The 21,200-nt window shown below is 69.4% G+C and carries 22 protein-coding genes and 1 tRNA gene; 4 read left to right on the top strand and 19 right to left on the bottom strand.

What is annotated here, in order from left to right; all coding sequences use genetic code 11:
• Positions 1 to 12: 12 nt before the first annotated feature.
• Positions 13 to 573, bottom strand: coding sequence for a hypothetical protein (locus ACZ63I_RS15590; protein WP_469338946.1), 561 nt, complete (start codon positions 571 to 573; stop codon positions 13 to 15).
• 41 nt (positions 574 to 614) lie between these two features.
• Between ACZ63I_RS15590 and ACZ63I_RS15585 the strand changes: the two genes are divergently transcribed.
• The 3 genes from ACZ63I_RS15585 to ACZ63I_RS15575 all read left to right on the top strand — a co-directional run bounded on the left by ACZ63I_RS15585 (position 615) and on the right by ACZ63I_RS15575 (position 4,360).
• Positions 615 to 1,304, top strand: a complete 690-nt coding sequence (locus ACZ63I_RS15585) for a response regulator transcription factor (protein ID WP_469338945.1) — start codon at positions 615 to 617, stop codon at positions 1,302 to 1,304.
• Positions 1,301 to 2,704, top strand: a complete 1,404-nt coding sequence (locus tag ACZ63I_RS15580; protein ID WP_469338943.1) for a sensor histidine kinase — start codon at positions 1,301 to 1,303, stop codon at positions 2,702 to 2,704. Before ACZ63I_RS15585 ends, ACZ63I_RS15580 begins: the two co-directional genes overlap by 4 nt.
• A gap of 144 nt (positions 2,705 to 2,848) precedes the next feature.
• A complete protein-coding gene (locus tag ACZ63I_RS15575) occupies positions 2,849 to 4,360 on the top strand; it encodes a cellulose binding domain-containing protein (protein ID WP_469338942.1) in 1,512 nt (503 codons plus the stop codon).
• 105 nt (positions 4,361 to 4,465) lie between these two features.
• Here the strand turns inward: ACZ63I_RS15575 and ACZ63I_RS15570 are convergent, their stop codons facing one another.
• The 18 genes from ACZ63I_RS15570 to ACZ63I_RS15485 form a co-directional block, all read right to left on the bottom strand.
• Complete coding sequence (locus tag ACZ63I_RS15570; protein WP_469338941.1) at positions 4,466 to 5,932, bottom strand: GH1 family beta-glucosidase; 1,467 nt, start codon at positions 5,930 to 5,932, stop codon at positions 4,466 to 4,468.
• Between the two features lie 117 nt (positions 5,933 to 6,049).
• The gene (locus tag ACZ63I_RS15565) at positions 6,050 to 6,970 is read right to left on the bottom strand and encodes a carbohydrate ABC transporter permease (RefSeq protein ID WP_469338939.1); all 921 of its coding nucleotides are present in this window, start codon (positions 6,968 to 6,970) and stop codon (positions 6,050 to 6,052) included.
• Between the two features lie 25 nt (positions 6,971 to 6,995).
• Positions 6,996 to 7,994 (bottom strand): carbohydrate ABC transporter permease, encoded by a 999-nt coding sequence (locus ACZ63I_RS15560; protein ID WP_469338938.1) that lies wholly within the window; start codon positions 7,992 to 7,994, stop codon positions 6,996 to 6,998.
• Positions 7,995 to 8,327: 333 nt separating this feature from the next.
• Positions 8,328 to 9,659 (bottom strand): ABC transporter substrate-binding protein, encoded by a 1,332-nt coding sequence (locus ACZ63I_RS15555; RefSeq protein ID WP_469339248.1) that lies wholly within the window; start codon positions 9,657 to 9,659, stop codon positions 8,328 to 8,330.
• A 682-nt stretch (positions 9,660 to 10,341) separates the two neighbouring features.
• Positions 10,342 to 11,241 (bottom strand): JmjC domain-containing protein, encoded by a 900-nt coding sequence (locus ACZ63I_RS15550; RefSeq protein ID WP_469338937.1) that lies wholly within the window; start codon positions 11,239 to 11,241, stop codon positions 10,342 to 10,344.
• A 27-nt stretch (positions 11,242 to 11,268) separates the two neighbouring features.
• Positions 11,269 to 11,718 (bottom strand): hypothetical protein, encoded by a 450-nt coding sequence (locus ACZ63I_RS15545; RefSeq protein WP_469338935.1) that lies wholly within the window; start codon positions 11,716 to 11,718, stop codon positions 11,269 to 11,271.
• Positions 11,719 to 11,749: 31 nt separating this feature from the next.
• Positions 11,750 to 11,989 carry a DUF397 domain-containing protein gene (locus tag ACZ63I_RS15540; RefSeq protein ID WP_469338934.1) on the bottom strand — a complete coding sequence of 80 codons (240 nt, stop codon included), beginning with the start codon at positions 11,987 to 11,989 and terminating at the stop codon, positions 11,750 to 11,752.
• A 369-nt stretch (positions 11,990 to 12,358) separates the two neighbouring features.
• Entirely contained in the window at positions 12,359 to 13,198 is an 840-nt protein-coding gene (locus ACZ63I_RS15535; protein WP_469338932.1) for a helix-turn-helix domain-containing protein, read from the bottom strand.
• Positions 13,195 to 13,731, bottom strand: coding sequence for a DUF6879 family protein (locus tag ACZ63I_RS15530; RefSeq protein ID WP_469338930.1), 537 nt, complete (start codon positions 13,729 to 13,731; stop codon positions 13,195 to 13,197). Before ACZ63I_RS15530 ends, ACZ63I_RS15535 begins: the two co-directional genes overlap by 4 nt.
• 1 nt (position 13,732) lies before the next feature.
• On the bottom strand, positions 13,733 to 13,936 hold the full coding sequence (locus ACZ63I_RS15525; RefSeq protein ID WP_469338928.1) for a hypothetical protein: 204 nt from the start codon (positions 13,934 to 13,936) through the stop codon (positions 13,733 to 13,735).
• Between the two features lie 184 nt (positions 13,937 to 14,120).
• Positions 14,121 to 14,636, bottom strand: a complete 516-nt coding sequence (locus ACZ63I_RS15520; protein ID WP_469339246.1) for a DUF6879 family protein — start codon at positions 14,634 to 14,636, stop codon at positions 14,121 to 14,123.
• Positions 14,620 to 15,330 carry an ATP-binding protein gene (locus ACZ63I_RS15515; RefSeq protein ID WP_469338926.1) on the bottom strand — a complete coding sequence of 237 codons (711 nt, stop codon included), beginning with the start codon at positions 15,328 to 15,330 and terminating at the stop codon, positions 14,620 to 14,622. Before ACZ63I_RS15515 ends, ACZ63I_RS15520 begins: the two co-directional genes overlap by 17 nt.
• Positions 15,327 to 15,545 carry a hypothetical protein gene (locus tag ACZ63I_RS15510; RefSeq protein ID WP_469338925.1) on the bottom strand — a complete coding sequence of 73 codons (219 nt, stop codon included), beginning with the start codon at positions 15,543 to 15,545 and terminating at the stop codon, positions 15,327 to 15,329. Before ACZ63I_RS15510 ends, ACZ63I_RS15515 begins: the two co-directional genes overlap by 4 nt.
• Positions 15,546 to 15,639: 94 nt before the next feature.
• Positions 15,640 to 16,869, bottom strand: coding sequence for a helix-turn-helix domain-containing protein (locus ACZ63I_RS15505; RefSeq protein WP_469338924.1), 1,230 nt, complete (start codon positions 16,867 to 16,869; stop codon positions 15,640 to 15,642).
• A 149-nt stretch (positions 16,870 to 17,018) separates the two neighbouring features.
• Positions 17,019 to 17,091: transfer RNA gene (locus tag ACZ63I_RS15500), tRNA-His, on the bottom strand.
• Between the two features lie 274 nt (positions 17,092 to 17,365).
• A complete protein-coding gene (orn, locus tag ACZ63I_RS15495) occupies positions 17,366 to 17,968 on the bottom strand; it encodes an oligoribonuclease (RefSeq protein ID WP_469338923.1) in 603 nt (200 codons plus the stop codon).
• Between the two features lie 10 nt (positions 17,969 to 17,978).
• Entirely contained in the window at positions 17,979 to 19,199 is a 1,221-nt protein-coding gene (locus ACZ63I_RS15490) for a GlxA family transcriptional regulator (protein ID WP_469338922.1), read from the bottom strand.
• Positions 19,200 to 19,586: 387 nt separating this feature from the next.
• Positions 19,587 to 19,868 carry a hypothetical protein gene (locus ACZ63I_RS15485; protein ID WP_469338920.1) on the bottom strand — a complete coding sequence of 94 codons (282 nt, stop codon included), beginning with the start codon at positions 19,866 to 19,868 and terminating at the stop codon, positions 19,587 to 19,589.
• A 633-nt stretch (positions 19,869 to 20,501) separates the two neighbouring features.
• Here ACZ63I_RS15485 and ACZ63I_RS15480 point away from each other — a divergent pair.
• The gene (locus ACZ63I_RS15480) at positions 20,502 to 21,023 is read left to right on the top strand and encodes a universal stress protein (RefSeq protein ID WP_041989420.1); all 522 of its coding nucleotides are present in this window, start codon (positions 20,502 to 20,504) and stop codon (positions 21,021 to 21,023) included.
• Positions 21,024 to 21,200 lie beyond the last annotated feature (177 nt).

The following is a 21,200-nucleotide window of genomic DNA, read 5'->3' as shown; positions in this document are numbered from 1 at the left end:
TTATCGGTCGCCTTATCGGTCGTCGAACTGGACCACCGGCGGATGGTCGTTCCAGGTGCAGAACACCGACACCTCGCGGCCGTTGCGGGTGAACGTCGCCCGGATCCAGGTGGGTTCCGTCCAGACCTGCATCTGCCAGCCCGCTTCAGGGGTCGCCGAGACCAGCTCGGCCGAGACCGTGCCGATGTCGAAGACCACCCGGCCGCCGTCGACCTGGTAGCTCTGCACATTGCCCGCGTCCGGCGCGGGCGCGCTCTTCGACGGTTTGCCCGGCGACCCGCCGCCCGGCGTACTGCGCGCCGGCGAAGGGGACGTGGCCGGCGGCCGCGCGGACTTCGAGGGCGCCGAACGCGATGCCGACGGTGAGGGCGGCGCAGGACGCTGCGTGGAAGCGGGCAGTGGCGGCGGCTTCGTCGCCGACGTGGCAGCCGTGATCGGCAGGGCGCGCGGCGGATCGTAGGCCGTGCCCGCCATGACCGTGTGCACGCCCCACCAGGAGAGCGTGACCGCCGCCCCTGTGGCGAACAGCCACGCGACCGCGTGGACGAGTCCTCTGCTACGCATCCGGGCCATAGTGCCCTATCGGCTCACTCGAATGGCGTACGGTGCGGCCCATGGCAAGTGTGCTCGTCGTCGAGGACGACCAGTTCGTGCGCTCCGCCCTCATCAGGCACTTGACCGAGGCCGCGCACACCGTACGGAGTGTCGGTACGGCTCTGGAAGCGCTGCGCGAAGTGGCCCATTTCCGCTTCGACGTGGTCATCCTCGATCTCGGCCTGCCCGATCTCGACGGGTCGGAGGCGCTGAAGATGCTGCGGGGCATCACGGACGTGCCGGTGATCATCGCCACGGCGCGTGACGACGAGACGGAGATCGTCCGGCTGCTCAACGACGGCGCCGACGACTACCTCACCAAGCCGTTCTCCGTCGAGCACCTGTCGGCGCGGATGGCCGCCGTGCTGCGCCGCTCGCGGTCCACGCCGGACGAGGTCGCCCCCTCGCGCGTCATCCAGGTCGGCGGTCTGTCCATCGACCCGCTGCGCCGCCAGGCGGAGTTGGACGGGACCCGACTCGACCTGACCCGGCGGGAGTTCGACCTGCTGACCTTCCTGGCCGGGCGGCCGGGCGTGGTCGTGGCCCGCAAGGAACTGCTCGCCGAGGTGTGGCAGCAGGCGTACGGCGACGACCAGACCATCGACGTCCATCTGTCCTGGCTGCGCCGGAAGTTGGGCGAGACCGCCGCGCGGCCGCGCTATCTGCACACCCTGCGCGGTGTCGGCGTGAAACTGGAGCCACCGCAATGAGATGGGCCCTGGTCAAGGTCTCCCTGGCGGTGACCGTCATGGTCGTCGTCGCCTTCGCCGTTCCGCTCGGACTCGTCGTCAAGGAACTCGCCAGGGACCGGGCGTTCAGCAACGCCGAGCGGCAGGCCGCCACCATCGCCCCGACCCTGACCATCACCGACGACCGCGAGCAGTTGGAGCGGGCCGTCTACTCCACCTCCGCCGGTTCCGACCGAAAGATGGCCGTGCACATCCCCGCGTCCCGGGCGGCCGGCAGCCGGCCGCTGGAGCTGGGTACGCGCCGGGCGGCCGAGAAGGACGTACGGACGGTCCAGCGGCTCGGCCGCGCCTCCATCACCGACGTACCCGGCGGGTCCGTGCTGCTCCAGCCGACCGGGCTCGGCAGCGGCGTCATCGCCGTCGTCGAGGTGTACGTCCCCGAGAAGGACGTCTCCAACGGGGTCACCACCGCCTGGCTGGTCCTCGCCGGGGTCGGCGCCGCCCTCGTCGTCGGGTCCGTCGCCGTGGCCGACCGGCTCGGCGTACGGATGGTCGAGCCCGCCCAGCGCCTCGCGGGCGCCGCGCACGCGCTGGGGGAGGGGAAACTCGGGGCGCGCGTACCCGAGGAGGGGCCGCCCGAACTGCGCTCCGCCGCCGTCGCGTTCAACTCCATGGCCGACCAGGTCGTCCAACTCCTCGCCAACGAGCGGGAGCTGGCAGCCGACCTGTCGCACCGGCTGCGCACCCCGCTCACCGTGCTGCGCCTCAACGCCGCCTCGCTCGGGGACGGTCCCGCCGCCGACCAGACCAGGGCGGCCGTCGCGCAGTTGGAGCGCGAGGTCGACACCATCATCCGTACGGCCAGGGACGCCAAGCCGCAGACGGCGGCGGCCGGACTCGGCGTCGGCTGCGACGTCTCCGAAGTGGTACGCGACCGGATGGACTTCTGGTCGGCGCTCGCGGAGGACGAGGGCCGCAAGGTGCGGCTCGCGGGCGTCGACAGACCCGTACGTATCCCGGTGGGCCGCCCGGAGTTGGTCGCCGCACTCGACGCGCTGCTGGGCAACGTCTTCCGGCACACCCCGGAGGGCACCGGCTTCTCCGTGGACGTGCACAACGGCGACGACGCGGTGATCCTGCTGATCTCGGACGCCGGGCCCGGCATCGCCGACCCGGGCGCCGCGCTGGTACGCGGCAACAGCGGCGGCGGCGAGGGCTCGACCGGGCTCGGCCTGGACATCGTGCGCCGGGTGGCCGAGTCGACGGGCGGTGATGTGCGGATCGGACGGTCCGTGCTGGGCGGCACCGAGGTGCGGATCTGGATCGGTCTGGACGGCAGGCGCTCCCCGGACCGCACCCGGGGTCACCGGTTGCGCAGGCGGGGACGCGGTGCGTCAGGGCGCGCTCCGGCAGAGGTCTGAACCTTTAATCAGCCCCCATGCGTTCCTTAAGCGCACCCTAAGAACATCAACGACCTTCCCTTACGGGCACTTTGTCGGATCTGCTGGGGCTAGCGTGCTGCCCACCACCCCCCGTACACACCGCAACACTGAGGCAGGAACGCGATGGGCAGCAGGACGCACCGCCGCTTGGCGACCCGCAGGACCAAGGCGATCGGAGCGGTGGTCGCGGCCGTCGTCGGCGGCGGAGCCGCCTTCGCCCTGACCGGCACGGCGCAGGCGTCGGCGGTGGGCGCCGCCTACACGAAGACCAGCTCCTGGACCGGCGGTTACACCGGGCAGTACGTCATCACGAACGACACGGACAAGGCGAAGTCCGGCTGGGTCCTCGAATTCGACCTGCCGGCCGGTACCACCATCAGCTCGCTCTGGAACGGCGTGCAGAGCATCGACGGCCGGCACGTCACCGTCAAACCGGCCGACTGGAACAAGGACTTGGCGCCCGGCGCCTCCGCCACCGTCGGCTTCGTCACCCAGGCGGCCGGCAACGCGACCACGGCGGCCGACCCGGTCTCGTGCCTCATCGACGGCGTCAAGTGCTCCGTGGACGACGGCGCGACCCCCCAGCCCAGCGGCCGCCCCACGGAGGAGCAGCCCGGCACGGAACCGACCACCGCGCCGACCGGTGAACCGACCACCGAGCCGACGAAGGACGCCGACCCCACCGACGTCCCCTCGGATCCCGCGACTTCGCAGCCGCCCTCGTCCGGCAGCGGCTCGGCGGCGAGCGCCGGCTTCGCGCCGTACGTCGACACCTCGCTCTACCCCGCCTACAACCTCGCGGACACGGCGGCCAAGACCGGCGTCAAGCAGTTCACCCTCGCCTTCATCACGTCGGGCGGCGGCTGCGTCCCGAAGTGGGGCGGCGTCAGCGACCTGGCGAGCGACGCGGTCGCCGCGCAGATCGGCGGCCTGCGCGCCGACGGCGGTGACGTACGGGTCTCCTTCGGCGGTGCCTCAGGCACCGAACTGGCCGGCGCCTGCTCCTCAGCCGCCGACCTGGCCGCCGCCTACGGCAAGGCCGTTGACGCCTACCAACTCACCAAGGTCGACTTCGACATCGAGGGCGCCGCCCTGCCCGACGCGGCAGCCAACACCCGCCGCGCCCAGGCCATCGCGCAGCTCCAGAAGGCCCACCCCGGCCTGGACGTCTCCTTCACCCTGCCCGTGATGCCCGAGGGGCTGACCCAGCCCGGTGTCGACCTGATCGCCAACGCCAAGGAGAACGGCGTCAAGGTCGGCCAGGTCAACATCATGGCGATGGACTACGGAGCCTCGTACAGCGGCGACATGGGCGGCTACGCCATCCAGGCGGCCACCGCGACCCAGGCCCAGATCAAGGGCGTGCTCGGCCTCTCGGACGCCGCCGCCTGGCAGGCCGTCGCCGTCACGCCGATGATCGGCGTCAACGACGTCAGCACCGAGGTCTTCAAGGTCGACGACGCGACCCAGTTGGTCGACTTCGCGAAGTCCAAGGGCATCGGCTGGCTGGCGATGTGGTCGGGCACCCGCGACAAGGCCTGCCCTGGCGGCCCGAAGAACAGCGCCGACGCCTCGTGCAGCTCGATCGACCAGCAGCCGCTGGCCTTCACCAAGGCGTTCGGCGCCTACAAGTAGCCGATCGCCCCACGTAGCCATCACCCCAGGCTGGCCACGGTCAGCCGACCCCCCACGCGCGTCCCGGCCGGATCCCTACCCCCCACCCGGCCGGGACGCGCCTCGTCATTCCTGCGACGCCTGCGGCGCCTGCGGCAGCGCGTTGCCGCGGATCACGTCCGCGTACCAGTGCGCGCTCGCCTTGGGGATACGGCGCTGCGACGCGTAGTCGACGTACACGGCGCCGAAGCGCTTCGAATAGCCGTAACCCCACTCGAAGTTGTCCATCAGCGACCACAGGAAGTAGCCGCGGACATCGGCGCCCGCCGCCACCGCCCGCTGTACGGCGGCGAGATGGCCGTGCAGATAGGAGATCCGCTCGGGGTCCTCGACGCGGCCCTCGGGCGAGACGTAGTCGTCGAACGCCGCGCCGTTCTCGGTGACCATCAGCGGCAGCCCGGGGTGGTCGCGGGTGAGGCGCAGCAGCAGGTCGTGCAGACCGCTGGGGTCGATCGCCCAGTTCATCGCCGTCCGCTTGCCCTCGATGAGGTGGAAGGCGACCTGCTCGGAGCCCGGCCACGGCGAGTGCGCGCTGTTGCCGTGCCCGTCGTCGCGCGAATTCCCCACGCCCGTACCGGGGTTGGAGACCACGGTCGGCGTGTAGTAGTTGACGCCCAGCACGTCGATCGGGCGGGAGATGGCGGCCAGGTCGCCGTCGTGCACCAGCTCCGACCAGTCGACGTACCGCGAGGTGTCCGCGATCAGGTCCTCCGGGTAGGCGCCGCCGAGGATGGGCCCGGTGAAGACGCGGTTGCCGACGGCGTCGATCCGGCGGACGGCGTCCGCGTCGGCCTCGCTGTCGGTCAGCGGCCTGACCTGGTGCAGATTGAGGGTGATGGACGTCTGTGCCGTGGAGGGGAGTTGGGCGCGCAGCGCCTCCATCGCCCTGCCGTGCGCGAGGTTGAGGTGGTGGGCAGCGCGCAGCGCCGCCGCCGGTTCCGTGCGGCCCGGCGCGTGCACGCCGGAGCCGTACCCCAGGAACGCCGAGCACCAGGGCTCGTTGAGGGTGGTCCACATGCCGACGCGGTCGCCGAGGGCGCCCGCCATGATCGACGCGTACTCGGCGAACCGCTCGGCGGTCTGCCGGGCGGGCCAGCCGCCCGCGCTCTCCAACTCCTGCGGCAGGTCCCAGTGGTAGAGGGTGGCGACGGGCGCGATGCCGGCTTCGAGCAGCTCGTCGACGAGGCTGCGGTAGAAGTCCAGACCGCGTTCGACGGCGGGGCCGCGGCCGGTCGGCTGCACCCGCGACCAGGAGATGGAGAAGCGGTAGGCCTTCAGGCCCAGCTCCTTCATCAGCCGTACGTCGTCGCGGAACCGGTGGTAGTGGTCGGCCGCGATGTCGCCGGTGTCGCCGTTGCGTACCTTGCCGGGCGTACGGCTGAAGGTGTCCCAGATAGAAGGCGTGCGGCCGTCCTCGGCTGCGGCGCCCTCGACCTGATAGGCGGCGGTGGCCGCTCCCCAGACGAAGCCCGTCGGGAAGTCTGTCGCGGCGGCCGCTGCTTGCAGGGTGGTCTCGGTTCGTACGGCGGTCATTTTGAGAGCGCTCCCAAGGTGGGCGTACAGGGGCAGGGGACAAGCGTGGACGGGCAGGTCGTAAGCGTAAGGGGCCCGGGTTCCCGGGCCCCTCGGACGGTCAGGGACGACAGGACGTCATCCCTTGACCGCGCCCGACATGATGCCTCCGACGATCTGCTTGCCGAAGAGCACGAACACCAGGAGCAGCGGAAGAGTGCTGATCAGGGCGCCCGCCATGACGATGGACTGGTCGGGGGTGTACGAGGCGCTGAGCTGGCCGAGGGCGACCTGGAGCGTCGGATTCTGCTGGTTGAGTGCGAGGTAGGGCCAGAAGAAATCATTCCACGCCTGCACGAACGTAAGCATTCCGAGCACCATCATCGCGGGCCGGGCCACCGGCAGCACGATGCTGCGTACGATCCGGAAGTTGTTCGCGCCGTCCACCTTCGCCGCTTCGATCAGCTCGTACGGCAGCGCCTCGATCAGGTACTGCCGCATGAAGAACACGCCGAAGGCGCTCACCAGGGTAGGGAAGATCACCGACTCCAGATCACCGCCCCAGCCGATGTCGGACATCAGCATGAAGAGCGGGACGACACTGAGCTGCGGCGGGATCGTCAGTGTCGCGATGACGGACGTCATCAGCCAACCGCGGCCCCGGAAGCGCATCTTGGCGAACGCGTAGCCGGCGAGGGTGCAGAAGAACAGCGTCGCGGCCGTGATGCAGCCCGAAACGATGATGCTGTTGACGATGGCCTTGCCGAGATGCGCCTGGGTCCAGGCGGCGTTCAGATTGTGGAAGAGGTGGGAGCCGGGCAGGAACGGCGGTGTGGTGGCGAGGACTTCGTCCTGCGTGTGGGACGCGGCCACCAGCGTCCAGTACAGCGGAAGGATCGAGCCGATGCCGACGACGATCAGCGCCGCGTAGGCGAACGGGCCGCCGTGCAACTGCTGTCCCGCGCCGGGCTTGAACCGGCTCGGACGGCGCGCGGCCGCGGTGTCGGGCCGGGCCGGCGGGGCGAGTTGCCGTGCGGTGGTGGGGCTGGTCAGGGTCATGGGGTATCGCTCCCGGTCGGGCGGGTCAGGCCGCGGACTTGCGCACGAAGCGGCTGAAGAGCCAGTTGATCGCCGCGATGATCAGCAGCAGGGCGAGCATCGCCCAGGCCACCGCTGCGGCCGGACCGAGATGTCCCAGATTCCAGCCGTAGTTGTAGAGGTAAATGCTCAGCGTCTCGTACTGGTTCTCGTTGCCGCCGGTCTGGCCGAGCGTGCCGCCTTCGAGCAGCAGGGGCTCACCGAACAACTGCATCGAGCCGATGGTGGAGATGACGATCGTGAAGAGGATCGTCGGCCGCAGCGAGGGGATCGTCACCTTGCGGAACTGCTGCCAGCGCGAGGCGCCGTCGAGGGAGGCCGCCTCGTACAGATCGGTCGGCACGGCCTGCATCGCCGCGAGATAGATCAGTGTGTTGTAGCCCGTCCAGCGCCAGATCACGATGACCGAGATGGCGATCTTCGAAGTCCAGTGCCCGTTGGTCCAGTTGGTGTGACCGAGGCCGATGAAATGCAGCACCCAGTTCAACAGGCCGCCGTCGGCCCGGAAGACCAGGGCGAAGACGAGCGCCGCGGAGGCCACCGAGGTGGCGTACGGGGTGAGGATCAGCGTCCGGAAGAACGTGCTGGCCCGCAGCTTGTAGTTGAGCAGATGTGCCAGACCGAGCGCGACGAGGAGCTGCGGGACCGTCGACATGACCCCGATCAGGAAGGTGTTGGAGACGGCCGTCCAGAACTCGGAGTCGTGCAGGATCTTGCCGAAGTTCTCCCAGCCGACCCACTCCATCTGGTCGAGACCGGTCATCTCCACCCGGTGCAGGGCGATCCAGCCGGTGTAGATCAGCGGGAAGAGCCCGAAGGCGGCGAAGACGAGGAAGAACGGGGCGATGTACGCGTACGGCGACGCCTTGTCGTCGAACCGCCACAGCCGGCTGCGCCACGCCTGGCGGTCGTTGGACACGGTGTCCGGCGTCGGCGGGCGGGGCGGCGGGGTGGCGGCGTCCCGGGCCGGGATCGTGGTTGCCACGGGTGGGAGTCCTTCCCTGGGGCGGGGGGTGGGTCGGTACGGCGGGACCGGTGCGGGCGGCGGGTGGCCGCCCGCACCGGCGAGGGTCGTACGGTCGAACCGGCGGGCCGGTGCGGGGGCTGACGGTCGGCGGGTGCGGTGGCCGAGGGCCGGCGGGTGCGGGGGCCGACGGTCTGTGGCTGCGCGGGCCGGGGGTCGGCCGGTGCGGGGGCGGACGGTCAGCCGATGCACGGGCCGACGGTCAACCGTGCGGGGCCGACAGTCAGCCGATGCCGAGGCCGAGGGTCAGCCGACGCGCGCGGACCGAGGGTCAGCCGACGCGCGGACCGAGGGTCAGCCGATGGCCTTGTCGATCGTCTTCGTGGCCGCGTCCCAGGCGTCGTCCGGGCTGGTGCCGCGCTGCTCCATGTTGTTGATCTGGGTGGAGATGGTGTCCTTGATCACGCCGTCCTTCTGGCCGAGCACGGCCTCGGGGATGGCCTTCGCCTCGTCGGCGTAGATCTTGCCGATCGGCGCGTCGTTGAAGTACGGAAGCTTGGCGTTCTGCACCTCGGGCAGGTCGTACGCGCCCTTGTTGGACGGGAACACCCCGATGGCCTTGAACACGGCGGCCTGCTGCTCGGGCGCCGTCAGCCACTTGACCAGCTCGCCGGCCTCCTTCACGTGCTTGCCGCTCTTGGGCACGGCCAGGAACGAACCGCCCCAGTTGGCAGCGGTCGAACCCGGGGCGCGGGTGATGTCCCACTTGCCCTTGTACGCGTTGCCCGAGTTGGTGGAGATCTGGCCCGCCATCCACGCCGGGCAGGCCACGGTCGCGACCGAGCCCTTGCGCAGCGCCGCCACCCACGGGTCGCTGAACTGCGCGAGTCCCTGGGTCAGCTTCTTCGCCGCGGCCTCGCCGGCCAGGCTCCAGCCCTGCTTGACGCTGGGGCTGTCCTTGTAGATCGGCTTGCCGTCCTTGTCGTAGTACTGCTCGGTGTTCGAGCTGACCACGGCGTTGTACATGGCGCTCGCCGAGTCCATGAAGTACGTGCCGGCCGGGGCCTTCGCCTTGTACTGCTCACCGAGCTTGAGGTAGTCCTCCCAGCCGCCGGCGATCTTCTGCGCCACCGCTTCGCGGTCGGTCGGCAGGCCCGCCTTCTTGAACAGGTCGGGGCGGTAGCAGAGCGACATCGGACCGATGTCGGTACCGGCGCCGATCACGGCGCCGTCGGACGTCGTCGCCTGCTTCTCCTTCCAGGAGACCCAGTCGCCGACGTTGATGACCTTGCTGAGGTCGGCGAACTGGTCGCCCTTGGTGTCCACGACCTCCTTGATCCGGCCGACCTCGATGCCCTGGACATCGGCGAGACCGCTGCCGGAATTCAACTCCTGCAGCAGCTTGGGGTAGTAGACCTTCTCGTCGGCCGTGACGTCTTCCTTGACGGTGATGTCCGGGTGGAGCTGGTGGTACTTGGCGAACAGCCCCGCCTCCTTGTAGCCGAACTGACCGAAGTCGGCGACGGTCAGCGTGATCGGCCCGCTCGCGTCCGACCCCTTGGCCGAGTCGGAGCTGTCCGAGTCGCTGCTGCAGCCGGTCAGCAGCAGGGCCGATGCCGTCAGCACCGTGGTGGCGACGGCCGCCGCTCTGCGGCCGTGTCCGCCGGTGGTACGGGTGATGCGCATGCGCATTCGCTTGCTCCTTGTTCCAGGTGGGACGGACGTTCCGGGCGGGGCCGGTGCGCACCACGCCGGGCCGATGAGGAAAACCGGCGTACGTTACGGCTGTGGGAGCGCTCCCAAATCGCGCTGCCGGAAGGTTGCTTCCTCGGAGGGGCGGGTGTCAAGAGTCGAAGGCGGTTATGTTTCCCGAACGTGTCCTGAACATCACGCGGCCCAGCTTCGGAGCCCGCGTCGGGATAGCGCTCTCCCGACGCTCTCCCACCCTTCGTTCACAAGTCGAAGGAAGTACCGCCCCCGGCCACCACCGCGCCACCGCCGCACGGCGACCGACGCGGTCGCCAGCGCGGCCCGCAGGGCGACTCCACCGGCCGCGCCCAGCCCACCAGTTGCCCGCCGACGCCGGACCGGCCACGGCCGGCGCCGTCGTCCCCGCGCTGCTCCAGCCGCCGATCGCCGCCGCCGCCCCGACCCGCTCCGGATACGGCCCGGACGGTACGCCGAGTACGACACGACGCGTAGCGCGGCCACCCCCGCCGCCCGCCCACCACTGCATCCGCCGCACAGCACCCGGCTCCTCGATGAGAGCGGCGGTCCCCACGAAAGACCAGCCTGCGACGAAGGGCCGATCCGCTGCCGTGGAACAGCCCTTCGCCATTCATGGTGAGCGAAGGCGAATACCGGAATGTCAGGTCGTGTAATCCAGTTCTGTCAGCGCCCTCTGCCGCACGCTCTTGGCGAACGCGTTCATGTTGATCTCCTCAAGGAGGTGGATCAGGGCCTGTCGGGTCTCGTCCAGCCGTTCGGGGAGGGGTGCGCCGGTGATGTCGCCAGGCAGGATGACCTGGCGGAACTTCGGCGTTTCAATCGCGGACGCGACCAACCGCTCCGCCAGCCACAGAGGTGTTCGCTCCCGAATGGCGAACGTCAGATGGATGCTCCGCTCATCAGACTCCAGGGCGTGCGGGTTGTGGACCCAGCCGCGCGGCAACAACAGCGATTGACCCGGCTTCAGGTCGACCTCCATGTCGGGGCCTGCGGACTGCCACTTGTCCATGTAGTCGTTCTGCCACACACGAAAGGATTCCTGGTACTCACGCATAGGGGAGCGGTATTCCGGCCGCCAGAGCTGCCATCGCTTGACCCCGGAGATCTGGACGATCACCGCCATCTGCTGGTCCCAATGGTGAAGAAGCCCCTGCCCGCCGGGCGGAGTGAGAAAGGCGTGGGCGTAGTTGGAGTAGCCCGTCTCTCGCTGGATCTCTTGACTGAGGCCGGCCATGAAGGGGATGACGCGCTGGAGGTTGCCGAGACGGACGGTGTACCCGTCCTCATGCAGCTTGCGGAGCTTGACCGAATCAGTACGCCCGCCTGTCGTGAAGCAACCCGGATGCAACGCGGGGGCCGCCTTCATCACGGCGACCTCGGATGCAGGCACACAGCCCGTATCGATGTAGCTGTCCAGCAGGCCGGGGGTGATCGCGTGGTCGAGTCGCGTGGTGCCACGCCTGTACACGCGGGGTTCGTCGGGCCAGGTGGTCAGGAGGTCGGTTACTCCGTCCTCGGGAAGGAGAAGTCTGAGCGACATGTGTGGTCCTCTCCGTGCTCGGGCCGGTCAGGTGGGCGGCAGCGGGCACGAGATGTGAGGGTGGTGGTGATTCGGGCATGCCACGATCGAGAAGGACACGAGGCTCGACGACTTGGTGTAGTGCACCCAACAGACGTCGACACCGCAGGTGAGGCTGTCCATCGCGTAGGCGATCTTGTCTTCGAGAGGGACGTACGCCAGTCCGCCGTCATCGCGTTCGAATGGCGGGTTCATTTCGTAGGTGGTCTGCAACCAGCCCACCGCTTCAGTGTCTGTCGTCCAGGTCCGGTCGGTCGCGGTCTGATCTCGGCGCATCAGCCAGTGGCCCGTCATCAACGGTGGAAGCACAGACGCCAGGAACACTTTGGTCTGCTCGCTGTTTGTTTCCAGCCCCGGACGGCGCAACGGCTCCTGGCCGTAGGCGTTTCTGCTGCCGGTCCAGGGACCGTACCCGTGCCAGTGGCCTGACCAGCTCATTGGTTTCCTCTTGGGTGGGGCGGGGAACCCGTCAGAGCGTCAGCCCGCGCTGCTTGGCGTAGCCGAGGACGAAGTCGTCAAGCTCGGCCGTGGTGAACCGCAGCTCTCTGTCAGCACCTTCGGGCTTGCTGTCACGCAGGACGAATGCCTCCACCGGACCGGGGATGGCGGCGGAGTCGACACAGGTCTCGTTGGAGCCGCCGAGGTTGCCTCCGCAGTGGTTGGTGAAGGCGATGTCCTCGGGGAGCGGCAGGGAGTAGAGATCGATCATGGAGCGGTCCTCCGGGGCCGGGTCCTGCGGTGTACGGAGATGGGTTCTCCGCATCGTGTGGCGGGCGGGGGGGGGGGGCTTGTCGGCGCGGATTCGCTCGGCGGGCGGGGCGCGGGCTGCCTCAGCCGCCGTGGCCTCGGTGGTGGGGCGGATCGTGTCTGCCAGCACCGTCAACGTGGCAGGGACCCGCAACAGCCGCGCGGATCCGGATTGTTCACGGGGATCCGCCCGCTGAGTGGAATCGGCGTCGGCGACCAATGCGGAGTGCTCGGTTGCTTCCATACAACGGGACGCTAGGAGTCCGATTGCGCGTCGTCCGGCCGATTGCGCCGGGTTGCGTCTGGGCTCCGGTGGATTGGCGCTGTTTGCTTACGTGGCAAGCGAGGATCGCGCTCGCCCGATCAGCTTGTGAGCGTTCGAGCCGTACACCGCAGCCTCCGAGAGCCAGTCCCAGGCACGGGCGTACAGCTCTACGCTGTCCTGATCCTCCAACCACATTTCCGTGCCGATCGTCTCGACGATGACAAGACGCTGGTCGTAGATCCAGAAGCCGTGTGCCGGGGTGCGTCGCAACTGGGCGCCGAAAGGTACGATCCCGAGCTCGACGGTGTCCAGACCGATGATGCTCAGCAGGCGGTCCAACTGAGAGGCCATGACCGTGGGCGGGCAGACGAGCATGTGCAACGCGCCTTCCCAGACGAGGAACCGGAAGCGCCGGCCGGGCTCGTAGAGCGCCTCTTGCCGCTGGATCCGGCCGCGGACCGCGTCGTCGGCGTCTCGGGGTGTCTGCCGGAACTCCGAGTTGATCGTGAAGAGATGCCGGGCGTACTCGGCTGTCTGGAACAGACCAGGGATGCGGGCCACCTCCAGACCACGGATGGTCCGCGTGCCTGCCGTCTCCGCGATTGCGAGTTCCTGGCGCGTGCGATGGCCGTGGGAGAGCTGTCGGCGCCATGACCGGTACTGCGTCTCCAACGCCTTGAGGCGTGCGACCAGTTCAGCGGCGACATCAAGTCTGTGTACCGCCTCGGACCACGCCGTGAGATCAGCGACAGACGGGGTCTGCTTCCCGTTCTCCAGGCGCGACACCTTGGACCGTTGCCAGCCCAGCCGTTCGGCCAAGTCCTTGCCGTTCAGGCCCGCCTCGGTGCGCAGCTCTCGCAGCCGCGCACCGAGGGCGACCCTGCCGGTCTGGAAGTCCGTGCTCACGCAGTGGAACGTACCCGCCTGGTGAACTCTTCGGTGCGTACAGCGTGGTGCCAGGCCGCATCCCTGGTCTGGCACGCGGCCAGCACTTCGGATTGGGCGTCGATCAGCTCGACGCCGAGTGTCCTGTCGTCGTTGTCGAAGACGAACTTCATCAGAAGCCGGGAGTCGAAGAGCCAGAAGTCGTGCTCCGGCAGTCCAAGGTGTCGGGCATCTGCCCGGAAGATGTTGCGGATGTCCTCGCCTGCGGCCACATTCCCCACTCCGCTCGCGAGGAGGAACAACTGCCCCTCGGTCGGCGGGTCGTCGACGACTCGTACCCGCTCGAACCGCTTACCGCGTGCGATCTGATCGGCGACGTTCTCCCGCCACGCGTTGGGCGGATCGTGAGTGATGTCCTCTCCTGCGACGAAGCGCCGCCACTTCGGGCTCTCACGGTCGGAGGCGTAACCGCGGCGCGTCTCCAGACGCCACGCGGTGTGCTCGAATTCGCGGAAGAGATGGGCCGCTTCGGAGAAGGGCGTCAATGCCGGCACGTCACTCCTTCGGCGAGAAGCGCGTGAGCAGCTCGCGAGGGACACGCACGAACGTCTCAGAGGGCTTCACATTCCGCAGTTGCGCAAGGTGTTCGGGGTCTGTCTCCCGCTCGCCCTGCACGAGGATGTCGCCTGTCTCGACGACTTCGTACAGGGTCGGGCAGTCGCCGTCATCGCTGGTGGTGCCGATGAACCTGAGCGTCACGATGGGCTCCGTTCTCGCGGGCGGAATATCAGCATGCCGTCACCACAGCGGTGACGGTGGGCAGTTGCGCGGGATTGCCGCGAGGGCGTGGTCAGCACGTTGTTGCGCGCAATGGCATCAGACCGCAGAAAGCCGCCGCCCCGTGCGAATACCCCAATGGCGTCGTCCGACGGCGGCAGACCTGTCAGGCGAGGCGGTAGTCGGCGTGGGGTACGGCACGGTCCCAGACCGCCTCGAATGCCGAAGCGCACAGTGTGACCGCGGCCGGATCGACGCTCACTTCCTCGTCGTCCGGTGGTAGTTCGCCATCGCCGTCGAAGTGCAGGAACACCACCAGTTGGCCGTCGAACAGCCAGAAATCGTTCCCTGGGAGCGCGAGGTCCGATGCGCGTCTGCGCGGCAGCCAGCGCACCTGTTCACCCGCCATGACGTTGCCCGCGGTGAGGTCATGCTCGAACCGGATGTAGTCGGAGACCGGCTCGGACACGATCCGTGCGCGACGCACGTCCACCCCGCGACCCACCGTCTCCCGGACCACGTGCAGCCACGGCCGCGCCCGCGGATCCTCGTGCGCCGGGTCGGCCCGTACACCGCTCTGCCAGGCGATGAAGCGCGGGTCGGACCGCATGTAGTTGTCCCGCATTTCGAGGTGAAGCGCGGAGCGGTGACATGCGCGCAGGCGGTCAGTGAGTGTCGGGATCGGCACGGGTCACCTCGGGGGAGAAGGGCGTCATGCGCTGCGGAACCTCGATCACCGTCTCATGGTCGGAGCCTGCACCGAGGTCGTCCGTGCAGACCGCCCAGACGAGCTTGCCGACTCCCGCGCGGGCGCTCACTCCCCAGCGTCCGCCGGTGAGTGCGTCCACGAGTGTCAGGCCGCGTCCGGAGTCGTCGTCGGTGGACGGGGCGCGGCGTTCCGGTTTGGTGTCTCCGGCGTCGTGCACTTCGATCCGTACGCCGTCGGGCAGACGCTCGTAGCGCGTCTCGATCAGGCGGCCCGGGATACGCGCGTGTTGCACGCTGTTGGTCACCAGCTCCGAGAGCACCAGCTCGGCGGAGTCGGCGAGGTGGGGCAAGTGCCACGCGTGCAGGTGCCGGCGCAGCAGGTGGCGTGCCTTGGGTACCGAGCCGGGACCGCTCGGCCAGCGTTTCACCACGAGGGGTGCCTGGGCAGTGGTGGTTTCGGTCAGGAGAGGGCCGCTCTGCGCTGTCCTCCAGAGGTTGAATCCCTCGACGCAGGAACTGCCGTCACGACTCTCGCCGCAGAAGTCGCAGGCGTTGAGGTGGTCGAGCCACCGTCGGCGGGCTACGTCCTCGGTTTCGAAGAGCATGCGGCTGACGCGGCCCTCCGTGTCCCCGACGAAGGTCTTGGTGCGGCTGGGGTTCGCCGTCACGGTCGTACCCCCGTCAGGCGCGCCATGGTACCGAGGAGTTCGGTGAGCTGGCCGAGGAGCCGCTCGCCCTCGCGGCGCGACAGGACGAGCGGCACCCGCGCCTGCAACCGGTCCACGCTGAACAGCGAAATCGGTATGCGCACCTCGCCCGTGACGCGATCGGTGGTCGGTAATGCCAGTCGCTCAGGCGATGCGTGCCAGTTGGCAGCAGACATGGGAAGCCCCCTACGGTTGGTGAGTGAGAGGTCACCGTAAGGGGCTGATCGGCGGGCATCTGGGACAGACTGTCCCCCTGTCCCAGGCTGTCCCCTAGCCTGCTGCCACGCCTACCGCTTCCCCGAGCCGCGCGGCCTCGGCGCGCATCGCGCGTGGCGCGTGCCGCCACAGGTCGGCGGCAGCCGAGCGGGCCGCCGGGGTGAAGGCCAGCGTCTCGATGCTGATCTTCGCGGCGAGCTGCATCACGTGCAACGCCGCCGTCCGGTCACCGCGTTGCAGGTGTCCGCGCGCCACCTCCACCCACAGGCGGGCACGGCGTTCCGCCGACGGCATGATGTCCGGGTTGATGTCGTCGGCGAGCGAGAGCGCCCGCTGGGAGCGCTGCAAGTCGGTTGCCACGCTGACCGCATGAAAGTCGACGTTGGCCCTTCCGAACACGGTCGACGGGTGTACGTACGCGGCGGGCAGCGACTTGGCGACCTGGTCGCCCCGGTCCCACGCGGCCCACGCCTCGCCGTCGCGGCCTTCGCGCGCGTAGGTCACTGCGGCGTGGAGTTGCAGCGCCCCGTACACGCCGCGCCAGTCGTCCGGCGCCCCGTCCAGATGCGGGCGGATCAGCTCGGCGGCCTCGGCAACCACCCGCAACGCCTCTTCGGGGTACGAGGTTTCCCGCAAGATGTTGCCCATGTTCCAGGCCGCGGCAGCGATGGCCGACGGGCTGTCCGCCTGCTGAGCCGCCGTCAGAGCGCGGTCGGCGACCACCCATGCCAGCTCGGCCGGTGCGACATAGGCCGTGGCTTGACCGGTGAGCCGGTAGACGTCGGACAGCGCGATGTGCGCGGCCCGCCGGGCAGCCTCGTCGTGGGTGCGGGTTGCCGTCTCGGCGTCCCGGATCAGCTCGGGCAGGAGCGCCCCGACCTCGGTGCGTTGGTGTCCGGAGGTATGCCAGAGGCGCCACGTCTGGTCGACGCGGGCCTGAAGCGCGGCCACGTCGACGGGAACCCCCGGAGCCGGGGACATCGTCCGATTCATAACCGCGGCCCAGATCCCCGGCATCCCGGGATGGGACAGCCGGCCGAGGGGCACGGACTGCGCGACCTCGGGTACGCCACCGGTGATGACGGACAGGTCGGACACTTGGAGGGCCGCTGCGAGTGCCATGAGGAGACTGTGCGACCTCAACTCGCGCTCGCCGCTCTCGATCTTCTTGAGCCAGTCCGGGCCACGGCTGCACATACCGGCCAGCACCGGGCGCGACATACCCCGCGACTCGCGTAGGCGGCGGATCCGTTCGCCGGTGCTGAGGTCGTCGGGGAGGTCCATGTGTGCCCCTTCGTCTGCCGATGGCGTACCGGCCAGGGTACGGCCGGGAGGGGGCGGCATGCAGCAGGGCGACGAAGCGCGGTGCCGAGCCTGCACACGGTACGACGAAGGCCGGACCCGTTCTCACAGGTCCGGCCTTGATCGTTCAGGGTGAGTAACGGGACTCGAACCCGCGACATCCTGGACCACAACCAGGTGCTCTACCATCTGAGCTATACCCACCACGACCGGCTTCGTGCTGCCCTACCGGCCGAGGAAAAGTGTACAGGCTCCCCGAGGGTGCTCGCGCCCGGATTGATGCGGGTCGGACACGGGCCAGGCGTGGGGCTCGGCGGACCGGTCGGCGGGGGGCCGTGGGCGGGCCTGGGGCAGGCCCGGGAGCTACTCCGCCGGGGTCCTTGGCGGCCCGGGAGGGTTACTCCGCCGGGGTCCGTGGGCGGCCCGGGAGGGGTACTCCGTGCGCCCCGGGGGCTACTCCGCCGGCAGCCCCGGAGGGCTACTCCGCCGGCAGGACGTACTTCGCCGCGATCTGCTTCGCCGTGTCCGAGTCCGGGCCCGGCTGGGGTACGAAGACCGCCTCGCGGTAGTAGCGCAGCTCCGCGATGGACTCGCGGATGTCGGCCAGGGCGCGGTGGTTGCCGTTCTTGTCCGGGCTGTTGAAGTACGCCCGGGGGTACCAGCGGCGGGCCAGTTCCTTGACCGACGAGACGTCCACGATGCGGTAGTGGAGGTAGCCCTCCAGCGCCTGCATGTCGCGGGCGAGGAAGCCGCGGTCCGTGGAGACCGAGTTGCCGCACAGCGGCGCCTTGCCCGGCTCCTTCACGTGCTCGCGCACGTACGCCAGGACCTCCTCCTCGGCCGCCGCCAGCGTCGTACCCGCCGCCAGCTCGTCGAGGAGGCCCGAGGTGGTGTGCATCTTGCGCACCACCTCGGGCATCGTCTCCAGCGCGGCGTCCGGCGGGCGGATCACGATGTCCACCCCGTCCCCGAGCACGTTCAGCTCCGAGTCGGTGACCAGGGCCGCCACCTCGATGAGTGCGTCCTGCGCCAGCGAGAGCCCGGTCATCTCGCAGTCGATCCACACCATTCGATCGTTCATGCGCCTTACCCTACGGTGCGCTGCGCTGACCTGGCAGACTCGGTCGGCCCAGACCTGTCGCGTACGTGTCGGAACCGGGTTTGTCGGACTCAGCGACGGCCGAGGTGGCCGCCACGGGGCCCGAGGCGCCGGCCGCCGCCGCCGTCCGCCGGGACTGCGTCGACGCCTGCGCCGGTACGACCGGCTCCATGACGCCCGGGGCCGCCGCGTCGCCCTGCGGGCGGCGCGCCCGGTAGGCCGAGCGGTACGCGGCAGGCGAAGAGCCGAGCTGGCGCCGGAAGTGCCCGCGCAGCGCCACCGGCGAGCGGAAGCCGCAGCGGCCCGCGACCTCGTCGACCGAGTAGTCGGAGGTCTCCAGCAGCCGCTGCGCCTGGAGCACCCGCTGGGTGATCAGCCACTGCAGCGGCGCGCTGCCGGTGAGCGAGCGGAACCGGCGGTCGAACGTCCTGCGGCTCATGTACGCGCGGGCTGCCAGCGTCTCCACGTCGAACTGCTCGTGCAGATGCTCCAGCGCCCAGGCGACGACCTCGGCGAGCGGGTCGGAGCCGATCTCCTCTGGTAAAGACCTGTCGAGATAGCGCTCCTGACCGCCGCTGCGCCGGGGCGGGACCACCAGCCTGCGGGCGAGCGCGCCCGCCGCCTCGGCGCCGTGGTCCGTCCGGACTATGTGCAGGCACAGGTCGATTCCGGCCGCTGTGCCGGCCGAGGTGAGTACGTCCCCGTCGTCGACGAACAGCTCCCGCGGGTCCACATGGACGGACGGATAGCGTTTGGCGAGCGTCGGCGCGTACATCCAGTGCGTGGTCGCCGGGCGGCCGTCCAGCAGCCCCGCGGCGGCGAGCACGAAGGCGCCGGTGCACAGACCGACGATCCTGGCCCCCTCCTCATGCGCTCGGCGCAGCGCATCCAGCGCCTCCAGCGGCGGCGGCGAGGTGATCGACCGCCAGGCGGGCACCACCACCGTGCCGGCCCTGCTGATCGCCTCCAGTCCGTACGGCGCGGTGAGTTCGAGACCGCCGGTGGTCCGCAGCGGTCCCTCCTCGCCGGCGCAGACGAGCAGGCGGTAGCGGGGAACCCCGGCGTCCTGGCGGTCGATGCCGAAGACGGAGAGCGGGATCGAGCTCTCGAAGATGGGGCCACCGCTGAAGAGCAGCACGGCGACGACCTCCCGGCGGCGACGCCCGGAAAGCTTCCGTACTGACTCCGGTGCGGCAGTGGAGTCCTGGCTCATGGCGCTAAGCCCCCCTCGGTGTTCGCGTCTCCCCGTTCTTGTCGGGCCTCTCGCTCCTGCACGATTCCCCTCGGTTTTGCACGGGTCCCCAGCCTTCGATGCTCATGATCGAATCTACTGTGTTCCGTGGTGCCGGCGTGACAGAGTTCTTCATCCGGCGTTATGTCGACAAGGCAACTTGGCGCGAAGCATTCGATCACGAAGCGTTCCACTCACAAGCCGTGCAGGGAAGTACGCCTCACGTGCATGGCCCATCCCCGTAGGGTGCGGGAGACCGTAGCGGTCCTTTCTTCCCTGGTGACAAGGGGGTTGACAGGCCATTTCGCCAAGGGTTCGACACACAGGTGAAGTTGGCCGAAAAGAGCCGGGTGTGGGCGAACGGCGGCTTCAATGACCCGGCGCACTTTCCTCCTGCGCGCGTGAGCCCCAGTGCGCCCCCCGTGCTTCCGTTCGCCCGTCCTCATCCTCGTCCCCGACGGCCGTCGCAGCCGCACCGGCCGCCGACTCGGCCTCGGCCGCGCGCACCTGGGCGGCGGCCCGCTCGGACTGGCGCAGCAACAGCCGGCAGCCGGTCGTCACAGCGGCGAGACCGAGCGCGGCGACGGCCGCGCCGCCGACCGACGTGCCGTACACCACGAGCACCACGGGCACCAGCAGAGAGCTGAACACGGCCCAGCGGATCACCTCTCCCGCCGACTCGGCCGAATCGACCGGAACGGCCGGAACAGCCGCGTTACCCGCCGTACGCCGCGCGGGCTCGGGACCGCTGTCCTGAACCGGCGGGTGTGTACGGCGCGGACGGGGCGTGAGAGGGGGCGTGCCGGTCTGGGCGGGGTACGGGGCTGTCGAGGGCGCGGGCACGGGAGCTCCTTGCAGGCGGCGACGTGGCCGATGGGCAACGACAGGTGGCGCCGTACGGTCACTGCGCATTGCTCCGGCTGGCCGCCGCACCGTACCGGAAGGGTCCGGGAACCCGCTCGCGCACCGTACCGGGACGGGCCCGCGCACCGTACCGGGACGGACCCGCGCACCGCCCCCGCGCGCCGCTCCCCGCACCGTCCCCCGCACCGTCCCCCGGCGCCAACGGCTGTAGGCGCCACCGGGCATTGCGATCCTGGGCGGGCTCGTGCATGCTCCCTGGAACGCCGCGTGTGGGGCGGCGAGCACTGGGCAGGAAAGGAGTGCGGCCGTACCCTTGGGGGTATGGGCTTGGGAAGATGATTCCCGGACACGGCTCAGACCGTTACGCTGCCACGCCAATTGTTGCTCCTTCTCAAGAGGACCTCTTTCGCCGAGACACCAATGGCCGGTCACGAAATCCCCGAACCCGCTGACCGCAAGCAGGTAGCCGACCCACTGTCGGACCTGCGAGCGGCGGAACAGACGCGCGCATCCTGCGACCCGGCCTTCCGGCACGGAGTGGTGGTCGGTTTCGACGGCTCCACCTCCAGCGAGAGGGCCCTGTCCTACGCCATCGGCATGGCCACCAGACTCGCCTCGGGCCTGATCATCGTCCATGTGGCGAACCGGCTGCCGACCACCGTATGGGCCGGCTGCGAACCCCCCGTCTTCGTCGACGTCCCGGACCACCGCACGGAAGTGCTCGGCCTCGAACTGGCCTGTGCGGACTATCTGAGCGACGTCCCCTGGATCCTTGTCGAGCGCGGCGGCGACATCTGCCACGAACTCGAAGAGGTCGGCCAGGAGTACTCCGCCGACGCGATCGTCGTCGGCTCCACGCACGGCATCGTCGGACGGATCTTCGGCTCGGTGGCCGGCCGGCTCGCGCGCCGCGCGCAGCGCCCGGTCGTCGTCGTCCCGTAACGCCTGATCGCCACTCCTGAGCACTCTCTGACCATGCGTCACATCAGTGCCGACTCAGCGTCAACTTCCTTGCGCCCAGCGTGAATCTACTCACGCGTAGAGGTGGATTGTGTCCTTGTGAAGGGTAGATAAGGAGTCGCTGGGACACAGCAGAACAGCACCTCAGAAGGGAGCCCG

The organism is Streptomyces sp. NPDC087906, from assembly GCF_055584925.1.
Note: the sequence above shows the minus strand (reverse complement) of the source record. Positions and strands in the feature narration are given on the sequence as shown.